The following is a 12,085-nucleotide window of genomic DNA, read 5'->3' as shown; positions in this document are numbered from 1 at the left end:
CGGCGGAGGGAGGCACCGCCGCCGCCGAGGGGTCGTCACGCGTCCGGTGCTAGACCCCGGTGGGCGCGTAGACCTCGAACTCGTACAGCGAGAAGCCGTACTGCGTCGCCCGCGCCGTTCCCTGCATGCGGACGTAGCGGCCGGAGCCGGAGAGGCCGGTCAGGTCGTCGGTGCCGCCGTCCGCCGAAGTGGTGGTGTAGATGGTCGTCCATGTGGCGGCGTCGTTCGACGTCTGGATCTTGTAGCCCGAGCCGTACGCCGTCTCCCAGGACAACGTGACGCGGCCGATCTGCCGGGCCGTTCCGAGGTCCACGGTGATCCACTCGTTGTCGGTGTAGTTGCTGGACCAGCGTGAGAAGTAGTCACCGTCCACCGCGTTCGCGCCGAGCAGGTTCGCCGTCTCGGCGCTGGAGACGGTGACCGGCTTGTTCGCGGCGAGGTTGCCGACCTGGACGGACGTCGTCCAGGCGGGGTTGCGGCCGATCGTGTTGATCACCGGGACGAAGTTCGACCAGGGAGTCACCAGCTTCGGCGAGCCCCAGGTCTGTTGGGCCAGCATCCGCAGCCCCTGCTTGATGTCGGAGGCGACGCGCTCCTCGGTGGCCACCTCGGGGTAGTCGCACCAGACGTGGATCTTCGAGCCGAGGTTCTTGGACTTCGACGCGGTGGTGATGGTCTGATCGCCCTGGAACAGGTCGGGGTTCCACGTGTCGTAGCCCCACTGGCTGGACGGGCCGCCCGGGCCGCCGGCAGAGAGCACGTAGTACGTGGGACTCCAGCTCTCGTTGGAGATCAGGTGCCCGGCGTCGATGTGCGCCTGCGGCGACTTGCCGTAGTTGTACCAGAACTCGATGATGACGTCGGTGTTGACGGCGACCGCGACGCCGCCGCCGATGCCGTCGTTCCAGGCGCGGGTGGTCTTGCCGGCAGCGCGGACGATCCCATCGGCCCAGTTGATGAAGCCGAGGTAGGCGTCCTTGCCGATGGCGTCGGCGCCGTAGGCGGCCTTGGCGTACTGCTCCAGCTGCGGGTGAGCACTGTAGTCGACGTGGTACTCGTCGGCGCCGATGTGGAAGTACGGGCCGGGGAACAGCGCCAGGTACTCGTCGTACAGGTCCTTGATCAGCGCGTATGCCGCGGGTAGGGAGAGGTCGATATACGAGTCCTGCACCACGCCGGTACGGCTGACCAGCTTCAGCTCGGGGTGGGCGGCCAGGATCGGGGTCATGTGGCCCGGCGCGTCGATCTCGGGCACGATCGTGATCTTGTACCGCGCCGCGAGCGCGATGAGGTCCCGCACCTCCTGCTTCGTCAGATGCTGCGTCGACACGATCTCCGGGTGCGAACTGCTCTCGATCCGGAAGCCCTTGTCGTCCGACAGGTGCAGGTGGAAGTAATTCATCTTCAGATAGGCCAGTTCCTTCACGTGATCCCGCAGCCACTGCGGCGTGAAGTACTTGCGCCCGTTGTCCACCATGAGACCGCGCTCCGGCTTGAGCGGCCAGTCCCGCGCCGTACCCCGCGGGATCGACGACGCCTGCTTGAGCAGTTGAAGCACGGTCCGGGTGCCGTAGAACGCACCCCGGTCGTCGCGAGCGCTGATGGTGATCCTGTCGGTGACGGTGAGCGCGTAACCCTCGGCGCCGAGCTGGCTGTCGGTCGAGCCGAGCGACAGGAAGATGTCACCGGCCCGCAGGTCGGCGGTGGTGCCGGTCGATCGGGCGACCGTAAGGCCCGACAAGGCCCGCAGGTCATCGGCGAACACCTCACTGGTCGACGCCAGGGCCGAAGCGTGTGCGGTCGACGACACGATCCGCGTGGTGTCGGCGAACACGAACGAGCCTGTACCGCCGGTCCATTGCTGCAGTGCGGGGATGGTCAGGGGCTTCGGATTCGCCGCCGGCTTCGCCGCAACCGGGCCGGCCGAAACCGAAACGGTGAGCACCAGGGCGACGAGCGCGGTCAGCACGCCGCAGGAGAACAATCGCAGGAGTCTCACGGGAACCTCGATCGGAGCAGGGAGGGGACCCACCACAAACAGAGGGCTGGCCTAGACCAATGGTCTACACCACTTGACCAGTTCAGCGACTTGTCGGGCTCACGTCAAGGGGACCCTCGCCGCCCGCGCCGCCCCGCCGCGGCGCCGGACACCCGCACCCTGCTCCCGCCCCCACCCTCACCTGGACCTCCGGCCGCGGAGCTCCACAGCTGGAGGGTCGATGACACGAAAACCTAGACATCCAAAGTTTTGGGACTTACTGTCGCTTTACGGACGGTTTCCAGCCGTCGGCCGCGCCCCTCCCCCACAGGCGCAAGGAGCCCCCCACATGCCCACCCCCGCCTCCCCCGCAGCCGTGCGGACCAACACACCCGGCCTCTCGCCGAACGCCATCCCCCACCAGCCCGGCCCAGGCCTCCACGGCACACGGCGGGCCGTGTCCGTCATGGCCGCGACGGCGGAGGCGGTCCCTGCGCTCCGGCACTTCGCCAGGGACACGGCCCGCCGATGGAACCTGGACGGCCGGGCCGACGAGGCCCTGGCCGTCGTCGTCACCGAACTCGTCGCCAACGTGGTCCGCCACAGCGGCAGCCCCGACGTCGCCGTGCTCCTCACGGCCGGCGACCGGACGGTCACGGTCCAGGTCCACGACCGCGGCCGGTGGCGCACCCGCCTCCCCGGCGACGGCGTCGAGGCGTGCTGCGGCCGCGGCATGGACCTGGTCGGGGCCTACACCACGGACTGCGCGGTCGTCCGCACGGCAGGCGGCACACGCGTGGCCGCGACGCTCGCCTCGGGCGCCGACCGCTCCGGCGCCGACTACTCCTTCGGCTGAGGTGCGGGGCCCGGCCCCGCGCCACCGTCCTCGCGCAGGGCCTCCAGCAGCACGTCGCGCAGCCGCCCGATGTCGCCGGCCATGTCGATGGAGGGCTCGAGCAGCCACTGGAGCTGGAGGCCGTCCGTCGCGGCGAGCAGGATCCGGGCGGCCCAGTCGGCGTCGCGCGCGGACTCGGGGCCGGCGTCCTCCGTCCCCGCGGGCGGACCGGCGAGCAACAGGGCCGCGATCTGCTGCCGCAGCCCCCGGTAGCGCTCGGTGAAGAAGGCGTGTCCCGGATGGTCCGGGTCCGCGGCCGCGGCCGCGATGTCCAGGAACAGTTTGACCAGGCCGGGCGTGGCGGCGTTCTCGGCGAGCAGCTCGGTCCGCCACAGCACGGTCTCCGGGGTGTACGCCGCCAAGGCGGCGGTGTCGCGCGCTTCGACGACGGCGGTGAGCAGCGCCTCACGGCTGCCGAAGTGGTGCAGCACGCCCGCGTCGGTCATCCCCACCCGTTGGGCGATGTCCCGCACCGACACCCCTCGACTGCCGGCTTCGGCGTAGGCCGCGAGGGCGGCGTCGAGGATCTCCTGTCGCCTGGCGGCGGTCTTGGTGTAAGGCCCCCGGGACCCGCGTGTACTCACGCGGGCACTCTAGCCACGGAAGCCCCGCGCAGACCGAGTCGGCTCGCGCGCCTCAGTAGTCCGCGATCTCCTCCCCTGACGCCGTACGGTGCGGGGCGCGTCAGGTCCGTTCGGCATCCGCCCGGCGAACACCGGGCAGGTGCACCACGAGGAGCGTGAAGGCGGCCAGGGCGACGTTGCGGGCCGCGGCGTCCAGACCGTTCCAGTCGGACGACTGCCACATGGCGAACCACTCGCCGCCGATCGCCAGGAAGCCCGCTCCGAAGAGGAGCAGCACCATCGCCAGGCCCACGGTGCTTGCCGCCCGGGCGCGCTCGTACACGTCATGACGCAGTCCCGTGACCCAGAACCAGGTAGCGGCGAGGAGGACCAGCGCGGCCAGTGTCTCCCAGACGATGACGGCCACGTAGGCGGCGTTCTGCAGGGCGGGGGATTCGATCGCACGCCACATCAGGTCGGGGTCCTTGAACGTGGTGTCCATGCTCAGGACGTGCTGGACGAACTGCTGGTTCGTCCCGAAGTCCGTGATGTTCCCGAAGGCGACCGAGGTCATGGAGAGCGCGACGGTCGCCGTCAGCGCGGCCGCCGCGACGGGCGGCGCGCCCAGCCGGAGAAGCCAGTTCCGCCGGGTGGCCGTTCCCGTTCCCGTTCCCGTCCCTGGGGCACGGTCGTCGGAGTTGGTGCCGGTCGGCCGATGGGCCTGTGCCATGGACGTGTCCTCCCTCGTCGTCCCGCAGGCGCTTGGACCGCGGGTCGAACCGTCCCTTCCCCGCTTGCGCGGCCTTCAGTACGGCACCGTTCGCTCTGTGGACGAGGGGCCTCGCGCCTGTTAGGGCAATCCGTCCCGCACCTTCCCGTCCCCTCCGCCCCGCGCGTCCCGCGCGTCCCGCGCGTCCCGGCCCGTCCCGTATCGCTCCCAACGGGCTCCGCACCACGGACCCCGGACGCACCATGGCTTCAGCCCCCAAGTCGCTTGTATACATGCGACTTGGCCGTCTCGACGTGCTTGCGTCGAGACATCGGCATCGACCCGCGAAGACAAGGACTCGGAGTGATACCCATCGGTACGACCCTTCCGGCCTCCCGGGTGTCGGCCCCCCGGCTGCCCGTCGCCCGCGCGGCACTCGTGCTGTTCGCCGCCCTGGTCGCCCTGCTGGCGCCCTCGGCCCCCGCACACGCCCTGGACTCCACCACCTGGCTCCAGCGCAATCTCGCGGGGATCGGCTACCTGCCGTACAGCGGCATCGACGGCGTCTACGGCTCCCAGACCAGCACCGCGGTCCGTTCCTTCCAGCACGACAACGGACTGGCCGAGGACGGCGACTACGGCAGTCGCACCGAACTCGCCCTGCACAACAAGGTGATGGAGGTACAGCGCAAGGTCGGCACGACCGCCGACGGCGCCTACGGCGACGGCACCAAGTCCAAGGTGACGGCCTGGCAGCAGGCGAACGGCCTGTCCGCCGACGGCATCACCGGCCCCGCGACCATGAACGCGATGCACGTCGCCCGCACCGTGAAGATCACCGCCCAGTGGAAGATCACCGAGCACGGCTGGTCCGTGAGCGGCCAGTTCGACTGCCTGGACAACCTCTGGATCCGCGAGAGCACCTGGAAGGTGTACGCCACGAATCCCTCGTCCGGCGCCTACGGCATCCCGCAGGCCCTGCCCGGCGACAAGATGGCCGTAGCGGGAGCGGACTGGCAGACCAACCCGGCCACCCAGATCGAGTGGGGCCTCGACTACATCAAGTCGCGGTACGGCACCCCGTGCGTGGCGTGGTCCTTCTGGCAGTCCCACAACTGGTACTAGAAGAAGAGGACTTGATCATGACATCCGACCTCTCCCGACGCTCGCTGCTACGCTACGGTGCCGGCGCGGTGGCCGCCACCGGTCTGGCCGTCGGCACCGGCCTGGCCCTCGCCGGTCCGGCCGCCGCCTACAGCTGGCCCTCACAGCTCTCCCAGGGCTCCAGCGGTGACGCCGTCAAGGAGCTCCAGATACGGATCGCCGGCTGGGCCGCCGGCTCGGCCCAGCAGACCTACGTCTCCGTGGACGGCGCCTTCGGTCCCGGCACCGAGGCCGCGCTGCGCCGGTTCCAGGCCGCGTACGGGCTCACCGTGGACGGTGTGGCGGGGGCGCAGACGTTCAGCCGGCTCAACGCCCTGGAGAGCTCCGACGGATCGACCGCGCACTTCGACTTCTCCGAGTTCGAGAGCAAGGACGGCTCCGGCTTCTCGGGTGGCAAGGTGAGCGCCACGACCGTCAAGGAGAACGTGCGCCGCAACATGTACAAGCTGGAGGCGCTGCGCAAGAAGTGCGGCGACCTGGCCGTCACGGTCAACTCCGGATTCCGCAGCATCTCCCACAACGCATCGGTGGGTGGTGCCGCCAACTCCATGCACCTGTACGGAATCGCCGCGGATGTCGCCGTCTCCGGCCTGTCCACGAAGACCATCTACCAGAAGGCCGAGACCTGCGGGTACTCGGGCCTGGAGACCTACACGGTCTCGTGGCAGCACGTCGACTCCCGGGTCGAGTACCCCTACGGGTCGCAGTCCTGGTGGTGGCAGGACGGCGTGGCCTGATCCTCCCGCTCCGTACCTGTCCTCCGCACAGCATCACAGCATCGCGGAACTCGGTAAGGGCCTACGCGGGGCCGACCGGGTCGTCCCGCCGCCTTCGGTCGCGCGCGCTCTCGCCGAGAGCTCGGCACGGGCCGAAGAGCGGCTTCGGGCGGCAGGGGCGATCCGGATGGGACCGTCCGTGACCTCACGGTTCCTGTGAGTCAGTGACGCCTCACGCGGTCGCGCCCTCGCGCGCCGCCAGGCGTGCTCCGTCGCACCCGGGGCCCGGCCGTCACGTCGCTGAGCGCGCCCCGCGCGGATACTCTGGGATTCATGATCGAGTCCGGACGGCCGTGGCTCCGTCGGAGCCACGGCTACGGCAGGCTCGTGCGGCTGTCGCCGGTGATTCTGACCGTCGTGATCGCCAGCCTGGCCTACGCCACTCCGCCGGAGCTGGCCTTCAGCCGCCTCCTGCCCGCGGCGCCGGCCCTGGCCGCCTCCATGTGGCCGGTCCTCCCGACCGTCCTCCTCGGGACCGTCTGCCTGCTGCTGATGATCGGCCTCAGCCTGGTCTTCCCCGATCTCGGTACGTGGTGGACGTGCGGGGGGATCATCGCGGTCACCGTGGCCGCCGCGTACGGAAGCCATGTCCGGCTCCAACGGGAGCGCACGCTGTTTCAGGTACGGCTCGTCGCCGACGCGGCCCAGCAGGTGGTGCTGCGGCCCCTGCCGCACCGTTTCCGGAACGTCGAGATCGAATCGCTGTACCTCGCGGCCGCCGCGGAGGCCCGCATCGGCGGGGACTTCTACGAGGTGATGGACACGCCGTACGGGGTACGGCTGCTCATCGGCGACGTACGGGGCAAAGGCCTGCCGGCGGTGGGGGCCGCCGCGGCGATCGTCAACGCCTTCCGGGAGGCCGCGCACGGCGAGGCCTCCATGGCCGACGTCGCCCGCAGGCTCGACGCCAGCTGTGCCCGGCACAACGCCGCCCATCCTCCCGAGGCACCGATGGAACGCTTCGCCACCGCGCTGCTCGTCGAGATCCCGCATCAGGGCAGCCACATCACCATCGTGAACTGCGGACATCCCCCGCCCTTGATCCACGGCTTCAAGGACGTGCGCATCCTCGAACCGTCCGTCCCCTCGCCTCTGCTCAGCCTCGCGGAACTGATCGGCGACGAGTACCGTGCGGACGCCTTCGGCTTCGCGCCCGGCGAACTTCTCCTCCTCTATACGGACGGGATCGCCGAAACCCGCGCCCGGGACGGCGAGTTCTTCCCGTTGACAGCGTGGATGCGCCGACAGCCCCCCACACCTCCCCGTGATCTGCTCACGGCGCTGCACCACGACCTGCTCCGTCACAGCAGAGGAAGCCTCGACGACGACATCGCCGCCTTGGCCGTGCGCCTGGACACGCCATGAGCCGTGCCCGCGGGCGAGGTGTCGCCCCATGGCGGCGCGGGGCCGTCACGGCACGGGCAAGGCCTGTTCCGCCCAGATCGTCTTGCCTGTCGGCATGTAACGCGTACCCCAGTGCTCGGTGAGCTGGGCGACCATGAACAGTCCACGTCCGCCCTCCTCGTCGTTGCCGGCGTAGCGGGCGTGCGGTGAGGTGTGCTGCGAGTCGGAGACCTCGCAGATGAGAGAACGGTCCCGGATCAGGCGCAGACCGATCGGGCCGGAGGCGTGACGGATCGCGTTGGTGACCAGTTCGCTGACCACCAGCTCCGTGGTGAAGACCAGATCGTCCAGTCCCCACCGCCCGAGCTGTTCGGCGGCCATCGACCGTGCGCGTGCGACGAGCGCGGGGTCCGAGGGCAGCTCCCAGGCCGCCACCTGGCGAGTGTCCAGCGCACGGGTACGCACGACAAGGAGCGTCGCGTCGTCCCGCACATGGTCCGACGCCAGCTCCGCGACGATCTGGGCGCACAACAGGTCGGACGACGATCCCCGCTGCTCCCCGAGTACAGCCGCCAAGCGGGCCAACCCCACGTCGACGCCCTGCCCCCGGGCCTCCACGAGGCCGTCGGTGAACAGGACGACCATGCTTCCCGGGGCGAGCGCCACTTCCGCGCCCTCGTACGGAAGCCGTCCCACGCCCAGCGGAGGACCCGGTGGCAGACGAAGGAAGCTGACAGGACCGTGCGGCTGCACCACAGCCGGCGGAAGGTGTCCCGCGGCCGCCCAGGTACTCGTACGGGAAGCCGGATCGTAGATCCCGTAGACGCACGTCGCTCCGACGGCGCCACTGTCCTCCGAGCCCTTCACGTTCTGGTCCGACGCGTCCTTGCCGACCTGGTCGTTCAGCCGGGCCAGGAGTTCGTCGGGCGCGAGGTCCAGCTCGGCGAGGGTGCGCACCATGGCGCGCAAGCGCCCCATGGTGGCAGCGGCTCCCAGCCCGTGGCCGACGACGTCCCCCACGACGAGTCCGACACGTGCGCCGGACAGCGGGATGACGTCGAACCAGTCCCCGCCGGCGCCGAGGTGGCTGTCGGCCGGCAGGTAGCGACTGGCCGCCTCGACCGCGCTCAGCTCGGGCAGCGACCGTGGCAGCAGACTGCGCTGGAGCATGAACGCGGCGGTGCGCTCCCGGCGGTACCGCCGGGCGTTGTCGATGCACACGGCGGTCCGCGACGCCAGCTCCTCCGCCACCGCCCGATCGCCGTCGTCGAAGGGTTCCGAGTCGTCGCCCCGCACGAAGGTGACAAGGCCCAAGGGCGTCCCCCGCACGATCAGCGGAACGTACAGTCGTGTCGGCGCGACCACGGCGTCCGCGGTCGTACGCCCCCCGGTCAGGCCCTCGGCCTGCGCCGATCCGACGGCGTACGCGACCCGCTCGCCCACCCGGGAGGGTTCTCCGTCGGAATCGGCCATGCGGACCAGGCCCCATTCCGTGGCAGGCTTCGGCTCCTCCCCCTCGAGCACCTCGGCCGCCACGTCGACCAGTACGGCGTCGGCGTACTGCGGCACGGCGACCTTGGCGAGCTCGGCTGCCGTTCTGGACGGGTCGAGCGTCTCCCCGATCCGTGCACCGGCCTCCGCGAGGAGCGCGAGGCGCTGCTGCGCACGGTAGTGGTCGGTGACGTCGATGGACTGTTCGCACACGCCCACCGGCTCGCCCCGGCCGTCGAGGAGGCGGAAATAGGACGAGGACCAGACGCGCTCGCGCCGCGGGTCGGCCGGGGCGCGCCCTCGGAAGTGCACGTCGATGACCGGCTCACCGGTCTCGAGGATCTGCTGGACGAACTCCTCGGGCGACTCCTGATGCTGGGTGGTGAGGACGTCGCCGGGAAAGAGTTCGGTCATGGAGCGGCCCAGCGATGCCGTGAGGTCGCCGCCGAGCTCCCGGACACTTGAGGCGTTGGCCCACAAGAGGCGCGCGCCGGGGCCGTAGATGGCCAGGGTCACCGGCGACTGGGTCACGAGCCCCTGCAGCATCGCCTGTCGGGTCTCCCACCAGCGCAGCCCCTCCAGCTCGGTTGCCATGAGGACGGCGGAGGGGGCCAGGCCGGTGGGGTCCCCGTCGGAGGCGGGGATCAGGGGACTCAGAGTCACCGAGAGACGGACGGTGTGTCCGCTGCGGTGGCGCGCGTCCACGACGGCACTGCGTGTCCCACCGAACCGCGGCTGCTGATCGGGCGGCCGCTCTTCCGGTCCGTCGCGATCGGCGGGCGAGGTGACGAGCAGGTCCGCCGCCTGGCGTCCCAGTACCTGAGCGGCGGGATAGCCCAGGAGGGCCTCGGCCTCACGACTCCACCCGACGAGCACTCCGTCTGCGGCCAGCAGGGCGAAAGCGGCCGGGGGCGGGCCGACGTGCCCGCCTTCGTCCGCCCCGGCGGGAGGAGTGAAAGGTAGCCCTTCCATGGTCCCATCATCCTTCCGAGCGGTCGCGACCGCAGTGCACCGGCCCGGTCCGGCGCGGCGCTCCGCCGGTTCACCACGGGTACATCGGCGGCAGGTCGGGGATACCGTGGGTGCGGTCCGGGAGCCAGCCAGTCGGCCAGGGCGGTGGGGTCCGGCATCGTGCCTGTCGCTTCGGCGACACCGACGTAGACCGCTCCGACGACCTCGGGACACAAGGTCAGCGCACTCGCCGTCCGCAGGGCGCCGGCGGGCCTCGGTCAGCGCCGGCCCGCCGGAGCTCCGCCAGGCCAGGGACAGCAGCGCGCCCACTCGGTCCCTGTCGGACACCGCGTCGACGTGGCCGGGACCGGCGGCCCAGCCCGGTGAAGTGCCGTAAGAGGTGACGTGGGCTCCGGGAGCCACCACACCGACGGAGAAGCTGCCCTGGCTCGCGAGCGCCGCGACGTCGGCGGGATCGCTCACGGACCCTTGCGCTGCGTCGAGGGGCGGCCCGAGGGCGGCCGGTCCGTTCAGCCCTGGGATCCGTGCTCCCCCCCTGAGTCGGCTTCACCCGCAGAGTAGTAGCGCTTCCCATGCCCACGCCGCCTCGCTGGGCAAACCACGAACCACGAGTGTGGCTACGTGTGCGGGTCGAGGTGTGGCCTGGCAGCACCCATGCGGCCCGGCCCGGCAGCGTCGCGCGCCTAAGATCACCGGGACGGACGCGACACGGGAGAGGCGGCGGACATGGCGGACGAGCGCGTGTACCTGGTGACCGGAGGCGGAACGGGGATCGGGGCGGCGACCGCGCATTCCCTGGCCCGGGCGGGACACAAGGTGGCGGTGTCCGGGCGCCGCCCCGAGCCGCTGCGGCTGGTCGCCGAGGAGACCGGCGCCCTGCCCGTACCGTCGGACATCGGGGACCCCGCCGCGGTGGCCTCGCTCGTCGAGACGGTGGTCGGCACGTACGGGCGGCTCGACGGTCTGGTGCTCAACGCCGGCATCGGGCGGGGCGGCGGGGTGGGAGAGGTGACCCTGGAGGACTGGGACGAGGTCATGCGGACCAACCTCACCGGTCCGTTCCTGCTGCTGCGCGCCGCGCTCCCGCACCTGCTCGACGCCCGCGGCGCGGTGGTCGCGGTGGCCTCGGTGTCCGCCCTGCGCAACGGCGTCGGGAACGCCGCCTACGCCACCTCCAAAGCGGCGCTGCTCCAGCTGACCCGCTCGCTCGCGGTCGACTACGGGGGTGCGGGACTGCGCGCCAACACCGTGTGCCCGAGCTGGGTGCGCACCGACATGGCGGACCGCCGGATGAACCGGTTCGCCGACGAGGCGGGCCTGGACGGGAACGGTCTGGAGGCGGCGTACGACGAGGTGACCCGGGTCCTGCCCGCCGGTCGGCCCGGCGAGCCGCAAGAGGTCGCGGAGGCCGTCGCCTGGCTTCTGTCGCCTGCCGCTTCGTTCGTGAACGGCGCGGTGCTCACCGTCGACGGCGGCGCGACCGCACTCGACCCGGGCACCCTCGGCTTCGACTTCCGGCTGGAGCCACGCGCCCCGCGGGCCTGACGGCGGTGACTACCTCGCGCTCGCGTCACCGGTGGGGGCTGGGCAGGGTGGCCTGAGGGGCCGCCCGGGCGATCTGGCGCGATCGGATCGTATGCCGGTGCGCCGCCCCGAGAGCCCGATTAGCCTCCCTGGCATGCCCCTTGAGATGAACGACACCGTACGCAGCCTGCTTGACGACCCGCACCCGGCCGTCCTGTCCACCCTCAACCCCGACGGAAGCCCGCAGAGTTCGGTGGTGTGGGTGAGCCGTGACGGCGGCGAGTTGCTGATCTCCACCCAACAGGGCCGGCGCAAGGAGCGGAACATACTCCTCGACCCGCGCGTCGGCCTCACCGTCTTCGACCTCGCCGACCCGCATCTGTACGTCGAGATCCGCGGCACGGCCACCGTCACCGAGGACGCCGGCCGCGCGGTGGCCGCGCGCATTGCCGAGGAGTACCTCGGCCCGGGCGGCGGCAAGGAGTACCTGGAGGCCCCGCCGGAAGAGGTCCGCGTGGTCGTCCGCATCACCCCGACCAAGATCCTCGGCAACGCCACCAAGGTCGCCTAGGTTCTGCCCGGCGCGTCATGGGCGGGGTCATCGCCACGGAGGTGGCTCGTTACCCCTCGCTCCCTTGCCGACGCCGGTCCCGTACGGGCCTGCCCCGT

General features: G+C 71.0%; 10 protein-coding genes. 6 read left to right on the top strand and 4 right to left on the bottom strand.

Going from position 1 to position 12,085, the window contains the following annotated elements:
• Positions 1 to 49: 49 nt before the first annotated feature.
• On the bottom strand, positions 50 to 1,999 hold the full coding sequence (locus tag AB5J54_RS37980) for a family 20 glycosylhydrolase (RefSeq protein WP_369148508.1): 1,950 nt from the start codon (positions 1,997 to 1,999) through the stop codon (positions 50 to 52).
• 328 nt (positions 2,000 to 2,327) lie between these two features.
• Here AB5J54_RS37980 and AB5J54_RS37975 point away from each other — a divergent pair, with 328 nt between their 5' ends.
• Positions 2,328 to 2,834, top strand: coding sequence for an ATP-binding protein (locus tag AB5J54_RS37975; protein ID WP_369148507.1), 507 nt, complete (start codon positions 2,328 to 2,330; stop codon positions 2,832 to 2,834).
• On the opposite strand, the gene AB5J54_RS37970 is transcribed toward AB5J54_RS37975, so the two are convergent.
• Both AB5J54_RS37970 and AB5J54_RS37965 read right to left on the bottom strand, forming a co-directional pair.
• Positions 2,819 to 3,457: a TetR/AcrR family transcriptional regulator gene (locus tag AB5J54_RS37970; RefSeq protein WP_369148506.1), complete on the bottom strand. Its 639-nt coding sequence runs from the start codon at positions 3,455 to 3,457 to the stop codon at positions 2,819 to 2,821. The two genes, AB5J54_RS37975 and AB5J54_RS37970, sit on opposite strands and share 16 nt — an antisense overlap.
• A 100-nt stretch (positions 3,458 to 3,557) precedes the next feature.
• Entirely contained in the window at positions 3,558 to 4,166 is a 609-nt protein-coding gene (locus tag AB5J54_RS37965) for a DUF2165 domain-containing protein (protein ID WP_369148505.1), read from the bottom strand.
• Between the two features lie 342 nt (positions 4,167 to 4,508).
• Between AB5J54_RS37965 and AB5J54_RS37960 the strand changes: the two genes are divergently transcribed.
• The 3 genes from AB5J54_RS37960 (at position 4,509) to AB5J54_RS37950 (ending at position 7,450) form a co-directional block, all read left to right on the top strand.
• Positions 4,509 to 5,270, top strand: coding sequence for a peptidoglycan-binding protein (locus tag AB5J54_RS37960; RefSeq protein WP_369148504.1), 762 nt, complete (start codon positions 4,509 to 4,511; stop codon positions 5,268 to 5,270).
• Positions 5,271 to 5,287: 17 nt separating this feature from the next.
• Positions 5,288 to 6,046: a D-Ala-D-Ala carboxypeptidase family metallohydrolase gene (locus AB5J54_RS37955; RefSeq protein WP_369148503.1), complete on the top strand. Its 759-nt coding sequence runs from the start codon at positions 5,288 to 5,290 to the stop codon at positions 6,044 to 6,046.
• Between the two features lie 312 nt (positions 6,047 to 6,358).
• Complete coding sequence (locus AB5J54_RS37950) at positions 6,359 to 7,450, top strand: PP2C family protein-serine/threonine phosphatase (RefSeq protein ID WP_369148502.1); 1,092 nt, start codon at positions 6,359 to 6,361, stop codon at positions 7,448 to 7,450.
• 45 nt (positions 7,451 to 7,495) lie between these two features.
• Here the strand turns inward: AB5J54_RS37950 and AB5J54_RS37945 are convergent, their stop codons facing one another.
• Complete coding sequence (locus tag AB5J54_RS37945) at positions 7,496 to 9,892, bottom strand: SpoIIE family protein phosphatase (protein ID WP_369148501.1); 2,397 nt, start codon at positions 9,890 to 9,892, stop codon at positions 7,496 to 7,498.
• A 726-nt stretch (positions 9,893 to 10,618) separates the two neighbouring features.
• Between AB5J54_RS37945 and AB5J54_RS37940 the strand changes: the two genes are divergently transcribed.
• A complete protein-coding gene (locus AB5J54_RS37940) occupies positions 10,619 to 11,437 on the top strand; it encodes an SDR family NAD(P)-dependent oxidoreductase (RefSeq protein ID WP_369148500.1) in 819 nt (272 codons plus the stop codon).
• Positions 11,438 to 11,570: 133 nt separating this feature from the next.
• Complete coding sequence (locus AB5J54_RS37935) at positions 11,571 to 11,987, top strand: PPOX class F420-dependent oxidoreductase (protein WP_369148499.1); 417 nt, start codon at positions 11,571 to 11,573, stop codon at positions 11,985 to 11,987.
• The last annotated feature ends 98 nt before the right edge of the window (positions 11,988 to 12,085 follow it).

It is taken from the genome of Streptomyces sp. R44 (assembly GCF_041053105.1).
Classification (GTDB): domain Bacteria; phylum Actinomycetota; class Actinomycetes; order Streptomycetales; family Streptomycetaceae; genus Streptomyces.
Note: the sequence above shows the minus strand (reverse complement) of the source record. Positions and strands in the feature narration are given on the sequence as shown.

Coding starts and splice junctions, on each gene's coding strand:
- AB5J54_RS37940 (WP_369148500.1), top strand. CDS start 10,619: ATGGCGGACGAGCGCGTGTACCTGGTGACCGGAGGCGGAACGGGGATC.
- AB5J54_RS37955 (WP_369148503.1), top strand. CDS start 5,288: ATGACATCCGACCTCTCCCGACGCTCGCTGCTACGCTACGGTGCCGGC.
- AB5J54_RS37945 (WP_369148501.1), bottom strand. CDS start 9,892: ATGGAAGGGCTACCTTTCACTCCTCCCGCCGGGGCGGACGAAGGCGGG.
- AB5J54_RS37975 (WP_369148507.1), top strand. CDS start 2,328: ATGCCCACCCCCGCCTCCCCCGCAGCCGTGCGGACCAACACACCCGGC.
- AB5J54_RS37965 (WP_369148505.1), bottom strand. CDS start 4,166: ATGGCACAGGCCCATCGGCCGACCGGCACCAACTCCGACGACCGTGCC.
- AB5J54_RS37950 (WP_369148502.1), top strand. CDS start 6,359: ATGATCGAGTCCGGACGGCCGTGGCTCCGTCGGAGCCACGGCTACGGC.
- AB5J54_RS37935 (WP_369148499.1), top strand. CDS start 11,571: ATGCCCCTTGAGATGAACGACACCGTACGCAGCCTGCTTGACGACCCG.